Here is an 18,879-nt window from a genome sequence, read left to right as displayed (position 1 = left end):
TCCGCAGGGCAAGCATACGAAAAAGCCCCGGGCGAACCCGGGGCTTTTTCGCTTGTGGACTACCGATAGTCGCTGTAGCCGTAGTCGTCCAGTGGAACCGCGGCTCCGGTCGCCTGGCCGAAGTCCGGGCTGTAGTACTGATCCTCGTAGGACGGGATCGTGTATGCCGCGGCGCGGGCCTCCTCCGTCGGCTGCACCTGGATGTTGCGGTAGCGGTTGATACCGGTACCGGCCGGGATCAGCTTTCCGATGATCACGTTCTCCTTCAGACCGTTGAGCTTGTCGCTGCGGCAGTTGATCGCCGCATCAGTCAACACGCGCGTGGTCTCCTGGAACGACGCCGCGGACAGCCACGAGTCGGTGGCCAGCGACGCCTTCGTGATACCCATCAGCACGGGGCGTCCGGCGGCGGGCTCGCCGCCCTCGGCCACCACCCGACGGTTCTCCGACTCGAAGCCGGCGCGCTCGATCAGCGAGCCGGGCAGGAACTCCGTCGAGCCCGAGTCGATGATGGTCACCCGGCGCAGCATCTGGCGGACGATCACCTCGATGTGCTTGTCGTGGATGGACACACCCTGAGCGCGGTAGACCTCCTGGACCTCGCGGACCAGGTGGATCTGCACCTCGCGGGGGCCCTGCACGCGCAGCACCTCGTGCGGGTCGGCCGAGCCCTCCATCAGCTGCTGGCCCACCTCGACGTGGTCGCCGTCGGACAGCACTCGCTCGGAGCCGTCCTCGTGCTTGAACACACGCAGCCGCTGCCGCTTGGAGAGCTTGTCGTAGACGACTTCCTCACTGCCGTCGTCGGGGACGATGGTGATCTTGTAGAAGCGCTCGCCGTCCTCGAGCTGAACCCGCCCGGTGACATCGGCGATCGGCGCCTTGCCGCGCGGCACGCGCGCCTCGAACAGCTCCTGAACCCGGGGCAGACCGCCGGTGATGTCCTCACCGACACCACCCTGGTGGAACGTACGCATCGTCAGCTGCGTACCGGGCTCACCGATCGACTGCGCGGCGACGATACCGACGGCCTCACCGATGTCGACCAGCTTTCCGGTGGCCATCGAGCGGCCGTAGCAGGTCGCGCAGACGCCGGTACCGGTGGTGCAGGTCAGCACCGAGCGGACCTTCACCTGCGTGATGCCCGCAGCCAGCAGCGCCTCGATCGACGGGTCGCCCAGGTCTTCACCGCGCGCGACGACCACGTTGCCCGCCTCGTCGACCGCGTCGGCACCCAAAGTCCGTGCGTACGCCGAGGTTTCGATGTACGGGTCACGGATCAGCGTGCCGTCGGGCTGACGCTCGGCCAGCTCGACGATGATGCCGCGCTCGGTCTCGCAGTCGTGCTCGCGGACGATGACGTCCTGCGAGACGTCCACCAGACGACGGGTCAGGTACCCCGAGTCGGCGGTGCGCAATGCGGTGTCGGCCAAGCCCTTTCGAGCGCCGTGCGTGTTGATGAAGTACTCCAGCACGGTCAGGCCCTCGCGGAAGGACGACTTCACCGGACGCGGGATGAATTCACCCTTCGGGTTGGTCACCAGCCCCTTCATGCCGGCCAGTGTCCGCGTCTGGGTGAAGTTACCCGTGGCGCCCGAGTCGACGATCGTGATGATCGGGTTGTCGGCCGGGTAGTGCTCGCGCAGCGCCTTACCGACCTCGTCGGTGGCTTCCTTCCAGATCTCCACCAGCGCCTCGTTGCGCTCGTCGTGGTTCAAAGCACCACGCTGGAACTGCTTTTCGACCTTGTCCGCCCGATCCTCATAGTGGTCGAGGATCTCCTTCTTGCGCGGCGGGACCAACACGTCGGCCATCGAGACCGTCACACCGCTGCGGGTCGCCCAGTAGAAACCGGCGTCCTTGAGCTTGTCGACGGTCTGCGCGACCACGATCATCGGGTAGCGCTCGGCCAGATCGTTGATGATCGAAGCCTGCACCTTCTTGTGCATCTGCTTGTTCACGAACGGATAGCCCAGCGGCAGCAGCTCGTTGAACAGCACCCGGCCCAGCGTCGTGTCGGCCAGCCACGCGTCGCCGGGCTGCCAACCGTTGGCGCCAAACAGCTCGGCTTCGATCTCGGCGGGCGGACGCAGCTGCGTCAACCGCACCTTGATCTTCGCGCGCACCGAGAGCGCGCCACGGTCGGACGCCATGATCGCCTCGGCCGGCGAGGAGTACACGCCGACCTCCGGCTGATCCTTGGCGGCCGGCTGGTATTCGCCGTCGGCACCGTCGACCTCGGTGGTCAGGTAGTACAGCCCAGTCACCATGTCCAGACGCGGCATGGCCAGCGGGCGGCCCGACGCGGGCGACAGGATGTTGTTGCTCGACAGCATCAGGATGCGGGCCTCGGCCTGCGCCTCGGCGCTCAGCGGCAGGTGCACGGCCATCTGGTCACCGTCGAAGTCGGCGTTGAACGCCTCACACACCAACGGATGCAGCTGAATAGCCTTGCCTTCCACCAGCATTGGCTCGAAGGCCTGGATGCCGAGGCGGTGCAGGGTGGGCGCGCGGTTCAGCAGCACCGGGTGCTCGGCGATGACCTCTTCGAGCACGTCCCACACCTGCGGACGCTGACGCTCCACCATCCGCTTGGCGCTCTTGATGTTCTGCGCGTGGTTGAGGTCGACCAGTCGCTTCATCACGAACGGCTTGAACAGCTCCAGCGCCATCAGCTTGGGCAGACCGCACTGGTGCAGCTTGAGCTGCGGACCGACCACGATGACCGAACGGCCCGAGTAGTCGACACGCTTACCGAGCAGGTTCTGCCGGAACCGGCCCTGCTTGCCCTTGAGCAGATCGCTCAACGACTTCAGCGGACGGTTGCCCGGCCCGGTGACCGGGCGACCGCGACGACCGTTGTCGAACAGCGCGTCCACGGACTCCTGCAGCATCCGCTTCTCGTTGTTGACGATGATCTCGGGCGCGCCGAGGTCGATCAGCCTCTTGAGGCGGTTGTTGCGGTTGATCACGCGGCGGTACAGGTCGTTGAGGTCCGATGTCGCGAACCGGCCACCGTCGAGCTGCACCATCGGGCGCAGCTCCGGCGGGATCACCGGGACTGCGTCGAGCACCATGCCCATGGGCGAGTTGCCCGACTGCTGGAACGCCGCGACGACCTTCAGCCGTTTCAGGGCGCGAAGCTTCTTCTGCCCCTTGCCGTTTCGGATGACGTCGCGCAGGATGTCGGCCTCGGCGTCGATATCGAAGTTCTCGATCAGCTTCTGGATCGACTCCGCGCCCATGGCGCCGGTGAAGTACTCGCCGTAACGGTCGACCAGCTCGCGGTACAGGTTCTCGTCGACGATCAGCTGCTTGGGAGCCAGCTTGGTGAAGGTGCTCCAGATGTCCTCGAGGCGGTCCAGCTCACGCTGGGCCCGATCGCGCATCTGGCGCATCTCGCGCTCGCCGCCGTCGCGAACCTTGCGCCGCGCATCGGCCTTGGCGCCCTCGGCCTCCAGCTCGGCCAGGTCGGCCTCGAGCTTCTGGGCACGGGCCTCCAGGTCGGCGTCGCGCTGGTCCTCAACGGCCTTGCGCTCCACCACCATCTCGGCCTCGAGCGTCGAGAGCTCGTTGTGACGCATCTCGTCGTCGACCGCGGTGATGACGTACGCGGCGAAGTAGATGATCTTCTCAAGATCCTTCGGCGCCAGGTCGAGCAGGTACCCGAGCCGCGACGGCACACCCTTGAAGTACCAGATGTGCGTGACGGGCGCGGCCAACTCGATGTGGCCCATCCGCTCGCGGCGCACCTTGGCGCGGGTCACCTCCACGCCACAGCGCTCACAGATGATGCCCTTGAAACGCACCCGCTTGTACTTACCGCAGTAGCACTCCCAGTCGCGAGTGGGTCCGAAGATCTTCTCGCAGAACAGGCCGTCCTTCTCGGGCTTCAGCGTGCGGTAGTTGATCGTCTCCGGCTTCTTGACCTCGCCGTAAGACCATTGCCTGATGTCCTCCGCGGTCGCCAAGCCGATACGGAGTTCATCGAAGAAGTTGACGTCGAGCACGTAACTCCCTTTCCCCTTGCGGGTTTAGTAACTAATTAAGCCAAATCCTCAACGGACGCAGATTCGTTGCGCGACAGGTTGATTCCCAGGTTCGCCGCAGCGCGCTCGAGGTCTTCGTCCTCGCCCTCGCGCAGCTCGATCGCCGCACCGTCGCTCGACAGCACCTCGACGTTGAGGCACAGCGACTGCAGCTCCTTGAGCAACACCTTGAACGACTCGGGAATCCCCGGCTCTGGGATGTTCTCGCCCTTGACGATCGCCTCGTACACCTTGACCCGGCCGACGGTGTCGTCGGACTTGATGGTCAGTAGTTCCTGCAGCGTGTACGCGGCGCCGTAGGCCTGCATGGCCCAGCACTCCATCTCGCCGAACCGCTGGCCACCGAACTGCGCCTTACCACCCAACGGCTGCTGGGTGATCATCGAGTACGGGCCGGTGGAACGGGCGTGGATCTTGTCGTCCACCAGGTGGTGCAGCTTCATGATGTACATGTAGCCAACGGTCACCGGGTACGGGAACGGCTCCCCGCTGCGGCCATCGAAGAGCTGCGCCTTGCCGTCGGCGTTGACCATCACGTCGCCGTCGCGGTTAGGCAGTGTGCAGGACAACAGGCCCTGCAGCTCCTCCTCCTTGGCGCCGTCGAACACCGGGGTCGACACCGTCTGGTCCGGCGCAGCGTGGCGCAGGTCCTCCGGCAGATTCGCCGCCCAGTCGGGCGTGCCCTCGATGTTCCAGCCGGCCTTGGCGACCCACCCCAGGTGCGTCTCCAGGATCTGACCGATGTTCATCCGTCGCGGCACACCGTGGGTGTTCAGGATGATGTCGACCGGAGTGCCGTCCGGCATGAAGGGCATGTCCTCCACCGGCAGGATCTTGCCGATGACGCCCTTGTTGCCGTGCCGTCCGGCCAGCTTGTCGCCATCGGAGATCTTGCGCTTCTGGGCGACGTAGACCCGGACCAGCTCGTTGACGCCGGCGGGCAGTTCGTCGTCGTCTTCGCGGGAGAACACCCGGATACCGATCACCTTGCCGGACTCACCGTGCGGCACCTTCAGCGACGTGTCGCGGACCTCGCGGGCCTTTTCACCGAAGATCGCGCGCAGCAGCCGCTCCTCCGGTGTCAGCTCGGTCTCACCCTTCGGGGTGACCTTGCCGACCAGGATGTCGCCGTCGCGGACCTCGGCACCGATACGCACGATGCCGCGCTCGTCCAGGTCGGCGAGCACCTCGTCGGAGACGTTCGGGATGTCCCGCGTGATCTCCTCGGCGCCCAGCTTGGTGTCGCGGGCGTCGATTTCGTGCTCCTCGATGTGGATCGAGGTGAGCACGTCCTCTTCAACCAGGCGGTTGGACAGGATGATCGCGTCCTCGTAGTTGTGCCCCTCCCACGGCATGACCGCGACCAGCAGGTTCTTGCCCAGCGCCATCTCACCGTTTTCGGTGCACGGGCCGTCGGCAATCACCTGGCCGGCTTCGACGCGTTCGCCGGCGTCCACGATCGGCGACTGGTTGGCGCAGGTGCCGTGGTTGGACCGCGCGAACTTGCGCATCCGGTAGGTGTGCCGGCTGCCGTCGTCGGCCATCACGGTGATGTAGTCGGCGGAGACCTCCTCGATCACCCCGGCCTTGTCGGCGACGACGACGTCGCCGGCGTCGATCGCGGCGCGCAGCTCCATCCCGGTGCCGACCAGCGGCGCCTCGCTGCGCACCAGCGGAACCGCCTGGCGCTGCATGTTCGCACCCATCAGGGCACGGTTGGCGTCGTCGTGCTCGAGGAACGGGATCATGGCCGTGGCCACCGACACCATCTGGCGCGGCGACACGTCCATGTAGTCCACCTCGGACGATGCCACGTACTCGACCTCGCCCGCCTTCCGGCGGACCAGGACACGCGCCTCTTCGAACCGGCCCGCCGCGTCGATCGGCGAGTTGGCCTGCGCCACGACGTGGCGGTCCTCCTCGTCGGCGGTCAGGTAGTGGATCTCGTCAGTGACGACTCCGTCGACCACCTTGCGGTACGGCGTCTCGATGAACCCGAACGGGTTCACCCGCGCGTACACCGACAGCGAACCGATCAAACCGATGTTCGGACCCTCCGGGGTCTCGATCGGACACATCCGGCCGTAGTGCGACGGATGCACGTCGCGGACCTCCAGGCCGGCGCGCTCACGGGACAGACCACCCGGGCCCAGCGCCGACAGACGCCGCTTGTGGGTCAGACCCGACAGCGGGTTGTTCTGGTCCATGAACTGCGACAGCTGGCTCGTGCCGAAGAACTCCTTGATCGCGGCGACCACCGGGCGGATGTTGATCAGGGTCTGCGGCGTGATGGCCTCGACGTCCTGGGTGGTCATCCGCTCCCGGACCACGCGCTCCATCCGGGACATACCGACCCGGATCTGGTTCTGGATCAGCTCACCGACCGTGCGTAACCGGCGGTTGCCGAAGTGGTCGATGTCGTCGGTCTCCACCGGAACCTCGGAGCCGCCGGGCACCGTCATCGTGGCCTGGCCCTCGTGCAGCCGCACCAGGTACTCGATGGTGGCGACGACGTCTTCCTCGGTCAGCGTCGACGAGGTGATCGGCTCGCCCGCGTGCAGGCCGAGCTTCTTGTTGACCTTGTAGCGGCCCACCCGGGCCAGGTCGTAGCGCTTCTCCTTGAAGAACAGGTTCTCCAGCAGGGTCTGCGCGGATTCCTTGGTCGGCGGCTCGCCCGGTCGCAGCTTGCGGTAGATGTCCAGCAACGCCTCGTCGGTGCCGGCGGTATTGTCCTTCTCCAGCGTCGAGATCATGATCTCGGAGAAGCCGAACCGCTCGGTGATCTGCTCGTTGGTCCAGCCCAGCGCCTTGAGCAGCACGGTGACCGGCTGCCGGCGCTTGCGGTCGATGCGCACGCCGACGGTGTCGCGCTTGTCGACGTCGAACTCCAGCCAGGCGCCCCGGCTCGGGATCACCTTCACGCTGTGCAGCAGTTTCTCGGTCGACTTGTCGATGGACTCGTCGAAGTACACACCGGGCGACCGGACCAGCTGGCTGACGACCACGCGCTCGGTCCCGTTGATGATGAAGGTGCCCTTCTCGGTCATCATCGGGAAGTCGCCCATGAACACCGTCTGGCTTTTGATCTCGCCGGTGTTGTTGTTGATGAACTCGGCCGTGACGAACAGCGGGGCTGCGTACGTCATGTCCTTGTCTTTGCACTCGTCGACCGGCGCCTTGACCTCGTCGAAACGCGGGTCGGAGAACGACAGCGACATCGAGCCGGAGAAGTCCTCGATCGGCGACAGCTCGTAGAGCACCTCTTCGAGGCCACCCACCGGGCTGACCTCGCCGCGTGCGGTCGCGCTCTCGCGCCAGCGGGGCGAGCCGATCAGCCACTCAAACGAGTCGGTCTGCACATCGAGAAGCCCCGGAACCTCAAGCGGTTCGCGAAGCTTGGCAAAGGAAACTCGGTTAGGTGCTCCGGGTACGGAGTTGTCAGCAGAACTCTGTGGGTGATCCGTCTTGCTCTGGCGGAAATCTGCCAAGATGCGTCCTTCCAGCACCTCGTGCGACTCACGAGAACCGGGGCCACCGGGCCTGTTCGCCGCGAATTGTGTCGGTCAAGCTGGCGAACGATCTGTCCGTATCTCACGCACGCAACTAAATAGCTGAGCCACGATAGGAGGCTCAGGCTAAGACCACGGTGTCAAGTGGCGGGTGAGGTGGGCAGGAGGTAGCCAGCGCAACGTCCAACAATAGCGCAGGCGCGCGCATTACTCAACTGCCCACAAACTAGCTGCCCAGGAAGTTCGGCGCTGGCTGGCATCTCGACTTTTCCCGTGGGTACATGCTGCCCAACAGATTGACCCGTGCATCCCCCTGTCGTCAAGAGGAGCGGGCGGCGAGTTACATGGAGTTAGCGCGGAATTCTCCGGTCACCGTTTGTAGTCACGCAGCGCAAAACCAGCCCGCCAAGCCGTGCGGCCGCGGGGAGACGCCGGGGGCCTGGCTAGCCGCCGAACTCGTGCGACTGGAACTTGTGCGTGCCCTCGAGGTCGTCGAGGATCGCGGCCTGGGCCTCTTTCGGCAGCGTGTGCAGCATCTCGCGCACGCGCGCCTGACGCCGCGCCACGCCTTTGCGCTCCGGCATGCCCGGGGTCGCGGTGATCTGCGGCGGCACGCCCTCGACTTCCTCGGTGCCACCGGCGTGGTGACCGGCGTCGAGCAGCGCCTGCTCTTCGGCCATGGTCGCCTCGTCCTTTTCCTCGGACATGCCGATGGGGCCGATGCGGCGGCCGTTGAGGAACTGGCGCACCACCGGCTCGTCGCTGGTCAGCAGAACCTCACGAGGACCGAACATCACCAGGTGCTTGCGGAACAGCATGCCGATGTTGTCTGGCACCGTGCGGGCGATGTTGATGTTGTGCGTCACGATGAGGATGGTCGCGTCGATCTGGGCGTTGATGTCGAGAATCAGCTGGCTCAGATAAGCGGTACGAACCGGGTCCAGACCCGAGTCCGGCTCGTCGCACAGGATGATTTGCGGATCCAGGACCAGGGCGCGGGCCAGGCCGGCACGCTTGCGCATACCGCCGGAGATCTCGCCGGGGAACTTCTTCTCGTCACCCCCGAGACCGACCATCTCCAGCTTCTCCATGACGATGTCACGGATCTCGCCTTCCTTCTTCTTGGTGTGCTCACGAAGCGGGAAGGCAGTGTTGTCAAAGAGGTTCATCGAACCGAACAGCGCACCATCCTGGAACAGCACGCCGAACAGGGTGCGGATCTCGTAGAGCTCCTTGGCCGAGCATTCGAGGATGTCGGTGCCGTCGATGATGATCGAGCCCCGCTCGGGCCGCAGCAGGCCGATCAGCGACTTCAGGAACACCGACTTGCCGGTACCCGAGGGGCCCAGCAAAACGCTGACCTCGCCCTGCGGGATGTCGAGGGTGACGTCTTCCCAAATCCTCGATGATCCGAAGGATTTCGTCAGGCCGTTGACCTCGATAGCGACACCCATAGGAGATCCTTCCGTCCACGCTTGCCCCTGCTAGCTGCCCCTTTGTGTGGCATGAGTCACTGTAGCGCACACCCGGGGTCGCGCATCATGGTTGCACGGCGCCGGGGCCAAAAATTCGCTGACCTGAGACCCGGCCCGCCCAGCAGCGTAATCGGCCCGCCAACCTGGCGGAAAGGCACGTCAGACTCGCGGCGCCCAGTTGCCGTGAAAGCCCATCGGGACCCGCTGCGGCAGGTGCACGGTCGCCACCGATTCGAGCGTCTGCGCATCCAGCAACACCAGCTGGCCCTCGTCGCGGCCGCGGTGATAGCCGTAGCCCATCAGCAGCCCGTCGTCCTCGGCGGGTTCGCCGTCGCCCGCCGGGTTCGGCACGAAGCACATCTCGCCGAGCAAAAGGGCGGGATCCAGCGCGGCGGTCGTGCTCGAACCGGTCGCATAATCGTGCTTGTACAGCGCCGACGACATCTCGGTCGCGCCGCCGGACAGGTAGCCGCCGTCCAGCCCGACGGCGTAGCCGAAGCGATGCCGGCCACCGAGGAGCGTCTCGTTGATCCGCGGGAACTCCTGCGGGCGGTCGTCGCGGCGTTCGCTGGCCACCGCACCGGTCGTCAGATTGATGGTCCACCGGTCCAGGGTGGGTCGGCTGTCCCCGGGGCCGCGCAGGTCGCGGTCGAACATCCGCGCATAGCGGACGACGTCGAGCACCAGGACCTCAGCCCCGTTTCGCGTCTCCGAGTAGGCATTGAGCGGATGATAGACGTAGCAGGGCTCGATGTCGAACCAGCGCACGTCCTTGTTGGAGCCGTCGCGCGGCATCACGCCGATGCGCGCCGGGTAGTTGTCCTTCCAGCTGTAGGGCATCACGCTCATCGGCTGCCGGTTTCCGCTGATAGCCGTCATCACCGGGGTGGGAATCCGTACGCGGCCGAGCAGCGACTGCGTGACCAGGCGGGCCGGCAAATCCAGCCACCGCGGCACAGTCGCCGACGCGACCCGCGCCGCATCGAATGTCACCGGCAGGTCGTAGATGACCACGTACTTATCTGTCAGGGAGAAGTCGTGGATCATCGGCGACCCGGTGACATCGATGTCGACGGTGCGGCGCGCACGTCCGTCCGTATCGATCACCGAGTACTGCACGGTGTGCCCGCGCCCGAAGGAATACGACACGGCGTGCAGTTCGCCGGTGCGCGGATCGCGGTGCGGATGGGCGGTGTAACCGCCACTCAGCGTGCCGTCGAAGTCGCAGGTGCCGACGGTGTCCAACTCGTCGGTCAGCTGATAGTTGGCGCCGCCGCCCTCGACGAGGGCCAGCGTGCGGCCGCCGTGGGTCAGCACGTTGGTGTTGGCCCCGACCGACAGCATCCCGGCGCGCGGGTTCAGGGCCGTCGGCTCGGGTTCGCCGAGCCCGCGACACACCGCGGGGCTGCGGACCCAGCGGTTGCGGTACCAGCACGCCCGTCCGTCCCGCAGCGCGACACCGTGCACCATGCCGTCGCCGCTGAACCAGTGGTAGGTGGCGGGATCGACCTCGGCGACGGGATTCGGACCGTTGCGCAGGTAGCGCCCGTCGAGGTGCCCGGGCAGGTGGCCGCTGACCTCCAGGTCGGTCGCCGTCACCTCCGTGCGCACCGGCGCCAGAAAGCCCTCGAGATACGGATTCGCGGACTTAGCGGTTTCCGTTAAAGTCATAGCTGAACTCCTATAACATCGTTATTTCAGCGTTATTTGGACGCTACGCCCTCGATGGGAAGATGGCAAGGATGACTTCAGAGTTGCAGCCCGCTCGCGACGTACGCGATGAGATGCTGCATGCCGCCGTGGGACTGCTGGACGAGCACGGTCCCGACGCCCTGCAGACCCGCAAAGTGGCCGGCGCGGCAGGGACCTCGACGATGGCGGTCTACACCCACTTCGGCGGCATGCAGGGGTTGATCACCGCGGTTGCCGCGGAGGGTTATCGACAATTCGATGACGCGCTGACAGTGCCGGAAACCGCTGACCCGGTCGCCGACATGTTCGCCATCGTCGGGGCCTACCGGCGCTACGCCATCGAGCACCCGCACATGTATCGGTTGATGTTCGGCAGCACCAGCGCCCATGGCATTCATGCACCGGCGGGCAACGTCCTGGGCCTGACGGTCGCCGAGATCGAACGGCGCATTCCCAGCTTCGCCCATGTGGTGCGCACCGTTCGCCGGGCCATGCGGGTCGGCCGGATCACAGTCGGTTCAGCGGACGATGACGCTGCCGTCGTTGCCACGGCGGCCCAGGCTTGGGCCCTGGTGCACGGGTTCGTGATGCTCGAACTGGGCGGCTTCTACGGCGCCGACGGCTCGGCCGTCGCTCCGGTACTAGAGGCGATGAATTCAAATCTGCTTGTCGCGCTCGGCGATTCGCCCGAGCGCGTGACCCGGTCGGTGCGGACGGCGAAGCACCGAATACACGAAAACCCCCGGGCCCGTGTCGAAACGGGTCCCGGGGGTCTTCCCTGAAGCAGAACTACTTGACGGTGACGGTGGCGCCGGCGGCCTCGAGCTTGGCCTTGGCCTCGTCGGCGGCCTCCTTGGCGACCTTCTCCAGCAGCGGCTTGGGGGCGCTGTCAACCAGGTCCTTGGCCTCCTTGAGCCCCAGGCCCGAGACGATCTCGCGGACGACCTTGATGACGCCGATCTTCTTGTCGCCGGCGGCCTCGAGGATGACGTCGAACTCCGACTGCTCCTCAGCGGCCTCGGCGGGCGCACCACCGGCGGCGGGACCACCGGCAGCGGCGACCGCGACGGGGGCGGCCGCGGTGACCTCGAAGGTCTCCTCGAACTTCTTGACGAAGTCCGACAGCTCCAACAGGGTCATTTCCTTGAAGACGTCGAGCAGATCGTCGGTGGATATCTTTGCCATGGTTGTGGGTCCTTCCTTGTTTTCCCTGGTCTGGTGGTTGCGGGTTGGTTCTACTCGGCGTCAGCCGGTGCTTCGGGGGTTTCCGCCGGTGCGTCTGCGGCCGGCTCTTCGGCGGCGGGTGCCTCCGCGGGGGCTTCGGCAGCGGGTGCTGCGGCCTCGGAGGCCGGCTTCTTTTCCTGCAGCGCGGCCAACAGGCGAGCCATCTGCGAGGCGGGCGCGTTGAACAGCCCGGCCGCCTTGGCGAGGTTGCCCTTCATCGCGCCGGCCAGTTTAGCCAGCAGGACCTCGCGGGATTCCAGGTCGGCGATGCGCTCGACCTCGGCGACCGTCAGCCGCTGGCCGTCCATGTAGCCGCCCTTGATGACCAGCGCCGCGTTGTCCTTGGCGAAGGTCTTCAGAGCCTTGGCGGCGTCGACCGGCTCACCGCGCACGAAGGCGATGGCCGTCGGCCCGGCGAACAGCTCGTCGAGCCCCTCGATCCCGGCTTCCGATGCCGCCCGCTTGATCAGCGTGTTCTTGGCGACCGTGTAGGTAGCCGATCCGGACAGCGACCGCCGCAGCTCGGCCAGGGCGGCGACCGTCAACCCGCGGTATTCGGTGATCAGGGTCGCCGTCGAGCCCGTGAACTGCTCGGTGATGTCTGCAACGGCGGTGGCCTTGTCAGCCTTGGCCATGCATGCCTCCTCGGTGGAAAGTCTTCAGCGCGCTGCGCTCTGTGATCACCGAGAAACGACGAACGCCCCGGCGCAGGGGTCGGCCGGGGCGTTGAGATACACCGGCGCTCGCGCCGACGGTAATGCCTCGTCCTCCTGCGTGGGCCGCCGGGATGCTCCCGGACCTTCAACCGATTGCTCGGTGACCGACGGTCTTCGGTGGATCGACGACAAGAATAGCCTGCGCACCCGCGGTCGGCCAAAACGAGCGCAGGGACGTCTGCTAGACGCCCGCGAGCCGGGCCGCGCCGACCAGGCCGGCCTCGCCACCCAGTTCGGCCGGCAGCACGCGCAAGCCGGACAGGAAGTCCAGGCCGGCGTAGTCGGCCAGCGCGGCGCGCAGCGGATCGAAGAGCAGCCGGCCGGATTTGGCGACGCCTCCCCCGACCACGACGAGGTCCAAGTCGCACACCGCCGCCACCGAGGCGATCATCGCCGCGAGCGCGCCGGCACCCCGGTGAAACGCCCGCACGGCGACCGCATCGCCGCCGGCCGCCGCCGCCGCCAGGTCCCGAGCCCCGACACCGGGCGGCGCGGACCAGCCGTTCGCCAACGCCCAGCGCACCAGCCACGGGCCGGCCGCGACGGTCTCGACGCAGCCCCGGCCGCCGCAGGTACACGCCTCGCCGTCCGGTTCGACCACGACGTGACCGACGTGTCCGGCATTGCCGGTGCGTCCGGCGTAGGGCGCGCCGTTGAGGATCAGCCCGCCGCCCACCCCGGTGGACACCACCATGCCCAACAGGAAGCCCGCGCCGCGCCCGGCGCCGCGCCAGTGCTCGCCCAGGGCCATGCACACGCCGTCGCCGCCGAGCCGGACCGGGACGCCGGGCACCGCGGCCGCGACCCGGTCTCGCAACGGGAAGCCGTCCCAACCGGCGATGTTGATCGGACTGACGCTTCCGTCGCGCAGATCGATAGGCCCGGAACAGGCGATGCCCACCGCACGGACCGCCCCGCCCGCCGCGTGCAACATGCCCGCGATCGTCGTGTCGACGGCCGCCCAGACCTGTTCGGCCGAACCGCCGGCCGGGGTGGGACAGGTGGTCGTACACACCAGAGCGCCCTGGGCGTCGGCCAAACCGGCGGCGATCTTGGTGCCGCCGATGTCCAGGCAAAGAGTGAGCATGGGCGATCAGTGCCGATGGACGTTGTCGGGCTGGCGGGGATCGCCGGGATGCTCGTAGCCGGGCGCGAGCTGGACCAGCGCGGCCCGGCGCGCGTCCAGCCACAGCCGGAAGGCGCGCCGGCGCGCGGCGCCCCGCAGGTGCGCCGCCACCTCCGAGGCCACCTCGCGCAGGGCCGGGGTGGTCGACGACGGGACGCGCCAGCCGTGCGGAGCGGGACGCGGGGCGGCGAAGCGGAACGGATTGCGGGCGTGATAGTCGGCCACGTCCTCGTCGGTGACGTCGACGGCCGCGGTGACGTGGGCGAACAGTGCGCGGGCCCGCGGATCGGCCAACGCGGCCGCGGCCACGCTGCCGATCTCGAGCCGGGCCGTGACGTCGGGCAGCACCTCGTTCTCGGCCGGCGCCCCGGCTGCGGACAGACCGCGCGCGGCGGCCTCGGCGGCCACCACGCGCTGCGTCACGATCAGCTGGGTGAGCCAGCGCCGCAACTGGCGGCCCTCGCTGGTGCCGCTGGCCGGCAACGCGGCCGCGCGGGCACCGCCGCGCAGTCGCGCCTCGGCCGCGTCCACTTCCCGGACCGCCACCGGGGTGCCGGCGACGGTCGCGACGACGAGCTGGCCGCTCATCGGACGACCACCCGCACCGCCGGCGAATACACCAGCCGGCCGGCGCAGCCGACGCGGACCAAAGCCCACCACTGGCCCGATTGCAGCCCGACCGGCGGGGTCACGTCGAAGCCGAGCTCGACGGTGTCACCCGCGGGCAGGACCGCCCCAAGGGCGGGCGGCCCGATCCACTCCCAGGTGCCCCAGGGGCTGATCAGGTGCGCCTCCAGCGACAACTCCGCCCCGGCGCGCGTGCCGACCGTGACGGTGATCCGGGCCGAGTCGCCGGCCGCGAGCTCGACGTCGGACGGCTCGTCGACGAGGTAGACCAGCTCGCCGTCCTGCCCCTCGCCCACCTCGACGATGGACACGTCCTCGACCAGCTGACGCCAGGCGGGCGGGACGGCGTCGCCGGTGAGGCGCAACTGCGCCCGGACCGGGTAGCGCCCGGACCGTGCGCCCGCCGGGACCGCCAGCACCACGTCGGCCTCCTGATACGCGCCGCCGGCCAGCGTGAACGGCAGCTCGGCGGGCGTCGCGCGCCAGCCGTCTGGACATCGCAGCGTCACCGTGCCGTGTAACGCGGCGTCGGTGCTGTCGCTGGCGGCGCTGAGGCGCAACGACACCTTGCCGCCCGGTTCGGCCGTCAGCGTCTGGGGGTGCAGGTGGGCGACGGCCGGCAGCCCACCCAGCGGCGCGGGGCCCCGGTTGTGCAGCCAATACCGCGCGTAGAGCGGCTGGGCGGGCTCGGCGTCGGGGCCCAGCGCGGCCGGGTGACACGACAGCGCGGGCAGCGCGAGCCGCGCCAGCACGGTGGCCACCTGGTAGCCGTGCAGGTCGACCCGCCCCGTGCCGGCGGGCCCTTCCGTCGATGGAACCTCGAGCAGATCGGCCGCCTGCAGCGCGCCGACCTCACCGTGGTCGCAGGCGATCGCGACGCGCGTGGGCGAACCGGTCGTCTGCACCAGCCGCAGGGTCACCGCGGCCGGATCGACCGGCCGGGCTTTGCCCGCGGTCAGCGGGTTGCCGGTCGCCTTGAGCGCGCCCAGCTGCACCGCGTCGGCGGGCTCCACGCGCAGCAGCGAACCCTCGGGTCCCAGCTGGGCCTCGGGTCGTTGCGGACACACCGCCACCAGCGGATGCGAGAACTGTGCACTGCGGGTGGGGATTTCGGCCTGCCGCCAGTCGCCGTCGCCACACACCAGCGCGTAGTCGAAGTGGTGTGTCCAGTGCTGCAGCTGGAAGTTGGAGCCGTCGGGTGCGGCGCGGCGCGGCTCGTCGATCCAGGTGCCCGACGGCCAACCGGTGCAGGACCGCATCAGCGCGGAGTGCAAGGTGCCTTCGGTGTCGACGGCGAAGCTGGGCACGCCGCGGTTGAGCAGCGCCACCGTCCGGGCCTCGAAGGGTTCGGCCCGCGGCGGGGCCTGCTGGACGTCTTGGCTGACGGCGATCTCGGCGTCCTCGAGATCGGCGGCCACCGACGCGATCTCGGCGGTCAGGCCCTCGTCGTCGGCGCCGTCGATCACCAGCACCGGCAACGCCCGCGGCGCGCTCAGGTCGGCGCCGGGCACCCACACGTCCCCCAACGGCGCTGTCGCGGGCACCCACACCCGGGCCCGGCCCCGGTCGGCCAGTTGCCGGTCGAGCTCGTCGGCGTAGGCCGGGCCCGCCTCGACGAGCACGGCTTTCGCGAATGCATTGCGGGCGGGGCCGCCCAGCACGATGCGGACGTCGGGCAGGTTGGAGTCGACGTCGAGATTCCCGTAGCGCGGCTTGTCGGCGCCGCTGCAGGTGGCCGTGACGCCGGCGCGGACCAGCGCGACCATCAGCTCGCGCGCCAGCGATCCGGACTGCGCCTCGGCGGGCGAGACCACCTCGGCCACCGACACCGCCCGCGTCGAGCCGCCGACCCGCACCCGGGCCGTCGCCGACAGCCCGAACCAGCCGTACGCGGGGTTGTCCAGCGTCCAGAGGTGGTGGGCGGTGTCCACCGAGTCGGGCCCACCGGACGGCCCGTGCAGCAACCCGAACCCGCGACCGATGACCGCGTCGCCCACCTCGCTGACCGGCATCGCGCCCGGAACGGGGCACGGCCAACGCAGCCGCACCAGGCTGTCCTCGCCGGTGAACTCGTCGATGGTGGTGCGGCAGTCCACCCGCGCCACGCCGCGCCACAGGGTCAGCGTCTGGGTGTAGCGCAGCATCGCGCCGATCCGGCCGTGCACGACCAGTCGCTGGCCGAGCGGGCCGTGGTAGGCCCGCACCTGGGCGGGCGATTCCGACGAGCACACCACCGGCCCCTTGGGCAGCAGGTGCCAGGGCCCCTCGCTTTCGGTGGGATGCGACGGGTACTCCTCGTACACCGCGAGCTCGTTGCCCACCCGTCCGGGCGCGATCAGCTCGCGGCCGTCCTGCGTCAGGGACAGGACTCCCCCGCCGCGGGCCGCGTCCACCGCCAGCCGGTAGTGCTCGTTGGCGATCGCCGACCCCGGCGTCTCGATCCAGCCGCTCGATTGCGCCGCGGGGGCCAGCCGGTAGACGCGCCAGCCCAGCGACGGCACGCCGGCGGCCAGCCAGCTGACCGAATGCCCGCCGTGCTCGAGGTGCGCCGGCAGCTCGGCGCCGTCGGCATCGAGCACGCGCACCCCGTCGGGCCGCGGTGGGTCGAGTCGGGCGGTAACGACGTCGGTGCGGCGGTGTGTCAACGGGTTCCACACCACGACCGATTCCGGCGAGTCCGCGACGACGCCGGACAGCAGGGCCAGGGAGTTGTCGCGGACCGCCCGGCCCAGCTCCCACGCGTCGCGCCAGCCGGTCAGCAGGTCGAGGTAGACCTGGTCGGATTCCGAGCCGGTGATGGCGTCGTGGTGCGCGCCATAGGCCAGTTGCACCCAGGCCTTGGCCAGGGCGGCCTGCGGGTAGTCGGCGCCGCCGATGGGGCCCGCGAACACCGCAAAACGCTCGGCATCCAGGACGGCGTTCTCGGCGGCCCGGTTGGCTTGCTTGGTGTCGATGTAGGAGACGTCCTTGCCGGTGTAGATCGGGTTCATGTCGCGGGTTTGCGGCGACGGACGGCCCCCCCGCTCGTCGAGTTCGGCGCGCACGGCCGCAAAGAACTCGCCGGGCAGCGCGCACACGAATCGCGGCCAGGTGTAGCGCGCGGCCCAGTCGCGGTGGATCTCGGTGACCCATTTGTTCGGCGGGGTGTAGTCGGTGCCGACCGGCAGCAGCACATTGCGCGTCAGCGCGACCGGTTTCAGCTGAGCGAACAGCTCGTAGGTGGCCTGCTCGGCGTCGGCCAGGCAGGTCGAAGAGTCCATCCACCAACCCGCCGAGTAGTGCGCCGGCATGTAGTGGGTGAGCAGCCCGCGGCCAGACGGGGCGATCCATTCGAACTCGCTGCAGAACTGCATTCCGGCCATTCCGGCCTGGCTGTGCACCGGGCCCCACTGGTGGTGCGGCCCACGCGCCCACGAACTCGACGTCAGCCCGGCATCGGCGGCCATCCCCGGGAACTGCGGATCGTGGCCGAACACATCGAGCAGCCACGCCGTCTCCGGTCGCGCACCCAGCACATCGCGCTGAAAACCTATGCCGTGCACCAGGTTTCGGATAGTCGTTTCCGGGCTTGTGAGGTTGGTGTTGGGCTCGTTGTAGGTTCCGCCCATGATCTCGACCCGGCCTTCGGCGATCAGACGGCGAAGATCGGCGCGGTCCTCGGGGTGGGTGTCCCAGTACGGCTTGAGGTAATCCACCTCGGCCAACACGAACTTGTACTCGGGCTCGCGGCGGGCCATTTCCAGGTGCGCGTGCACCAATGCGAAGCCGTTGGTCTGCCGGGCGCGGCCCTCGGGCACCTCGTGCCACTCGCTGGTGTAGGCGCCCTGGGTGTTCCACCACACCGGGTCGTAGTGGAAGTGGCTGACCATGAACATCGTCCAACCCGGCTCGGCCACGACGAAGGCGAACGCCGCACCGGCGGCACCGGCCTGCACCCGGGCGGCTCGGCGCTGACCCACGACCGGCTGTTCGACCGCGACCGGAATCTCGACGACCTCGTCGCCGGCCGCGGCAACCGCCTCCCCGGCCAGGCCGTCGCCCACGATGCGCACCAGTGTGGGCTTGGCGACCCCGGCGACCGTGACCCGCGCCAGCTGCAACGGCGCTCGCGGCGGCCCGACGAAAAGCTCCGTCGACTCCGCCGAAATCAGCCGCATCTGAGCACCTTAACGGCGCGGGGCTCCGACATGTCGGCAATGGCGGGCCCGGACGCGGCGGACCTAGGCTCTGGCCATGCCCGCCCTCGCGCCACCCGTGGCCGACGAGCACGGCGCCCTGCCCGAGTACCTGGCCCTCCACCAAAGCTCCTACTTCGCAGTGGCTTACGGCCTCACCGACGAGCAGGCCCGGTCCACACCGTCGGACGGTGCACTGTCGATCGGCGGCCTGGTCAAACACGTCACCCGCATGCAGCACAACTGGATGGCACGGGTGGCCGCCGCTCCGGACCTACCTCCCATC

General features: G+C 68.4%; 10 protein-coding genes and 1 pseudogene. 2 read left to right on the top strand and 9 right to left on the bottom strand.

Going from position 1 to position 18,879, the window contains the following annotated elements; all coding sequences use genetic code 11:
• Window positions 1–59 precede the first annotated feature (59 nt).
• The 4 genes from MSG_RS04210 to MSG_RS04195 form a co-directional block, all read right to left on the bottom strand.
• A complete protein-coding gene (locus MSG_RS04210) occupies window positions 60–4,010 on the bottom strand; it encodes a DNA-directed RNA polymerase subunit beta' (protein WP_096437365.1) in 3,951 nt (1,316 codons plus the stop codon).
• A gap of 35 nt (window positions 4,011–4,045) precedes the next feature.
• Window positions 4,046–7,537: a DNA-directed RNA polymerase subunit beta gene (gene rpoB / locus MSG_RS04205; protein ID WP_373421125.1), complete on the bottom strand. Its 3,492-nt coding sequence runs from the start codon at window positions 7,535–7,537 to the stop codon at window positions 4,046–4,048.
• A 464-nt stretch (window positions 7,538–8,001) separates the two neighbouring features.
• Window positions 8,002–9,012: an ABC transporter ATP-binding protein gene (locus MSG_RS04200; protein ID WP_096437361.1), complete on the bottom strand. Its 1,011-nt coding sequence runs from the start codon at window positions 9,010–9,012 to the stop codon at window positions 8,002–8,004.
• Window positions 9,013–9,192: 180 nt separating this feature from the next.
• Window positions 9,193–10,704: a carotenoid oxygenase family protein gene (locus MSG_RS04195; protein WP_096437359.1), complete on the bottom strand. Its 1,512-nt coding sequence runs from the start codon at window positions 10,702–10,704 to the stop codon at window positions 9,193–9,195.
• A gap of 71 nt (window positions 10,705–10,775) precedes the next feature.
• Between MSG_RS04195 and MSG_RS04190 the strand changes: the two genes are divergently transcribed.
• On the top strand, window positions 10,776–11,507 hold the full coding sequence (locus MSG_RS04190; RefSeq protein WP_096437357.1) for a TetR/AcrR family transcriptional regulator: 732 nt from the start codon (window positions 10,776–10,778) through the stop codon (window positions 11,505–11,507).
• Between the two features lie 7 nt (window positions 11,508–11,514).
• On the opposite strand, the gene rplL is transcribed toward MSG_RS04190, so the two are convergent.
• The 5 genes from rplL to MSG_RS04165 all read right to left on the bottom strand — a co-directional run bounded on the left by rplL (window position 11,515) and on the right by MSG_RS04165 (window position 18,575).
• A complete protein-coding gene (gene rplL / locus MSG_RS04185) occupies window positions 11,515–11,910 on the bottom strand; it encodes a 50S ribosomal protein L7/L12 (RefSeq protein WP_096437355.1) in 396 nt (131 codons plus the stop codon).
• A 50-nt stretch (window positions 11,911–11,960) separates the two neighbouring features.
• Window positions 11,961–12,584 (bottom strand): 50S ribosomal protein L10, encoded by a 624-nt coding sequence (gene rplJ, locus MSG_RS04180; RefSeq protein WP_096437353.1) that lies wholly within the window; start codon window positions 12,582–12,584, stop codon window positions 11,961–11,963.
• A 262-nt stretch (window positions 12,585–12,846) separates the two neighbouring features.
• Window positions 12,847–13,752: an ROK family protein gene (locus tag MSG_RS04175; protein WP_096437351.1), complete on the bottom strand. Its 906-nt coding sequence runs from the start codon at window positions 13,750–13,752 to the stop codon at window positions 12,847–12,849.
• A 6-nt stretch (window positions 13,753–13,758) separates the two neighbouring features.
• The gene (locus MSG_RS04170) at window positions 13,759–14,379 is read right to left on the bottom strand and encodes a DUF7158 domain-containing protein (RefSeq protein ID WP_096437349.1); all 621 of its coding nucleotides are present in this window, start codon (window positions 14,377–14,379) and stop codon (window positions 13,759–13,761) included.
• Window positions 14,376–18,575 carry a glycoside hydrolase family 38 N-terminal domain-containing protein gene (locus MSG_RS04165; RefSeq protein ID WP_096437347.1) on the bottom strand — a complete coding sequence of 1,400 codons (4,200 nt, stop codon included), beginning with the start codon at window positions 18,573–18,575 and terminating at the stop codon, window positions 14,376–14,378. Before MSG_RS04165 ends, MSG_RS04170 begins: the two co-directional genes overlap by 4 nt.
• A 76-nt stretch (window positions 18,576–18,651) precedes the next feature.
• Between MSG_RS04165 and MSG_RS04160 the strand changes: the two are divergent.
• Window positions 18,652–18,876: pseudogene (locus MSG_RS04160) on the top strand (mycothiol transferase); the annotation flags it as partial.
• Window positions 18,877–18,879: the final 3 nt, after the last annotated feature.

The sequence above is a fragment of the Mycobacterium shigaense genome (assembly GCF_002356315.1).
In the GTDB taxonomy this organism is placed as follows: domain Bacteria; phylum Actinomycetota; class Actinomycetes; order Mycobacteriales; family Mycobacteriaceae; genus Mycobacterium; species Mycobacterium shigaense.
This window is presented reverse-complemented; position numbering and strand designations above follow the sequence as displayed.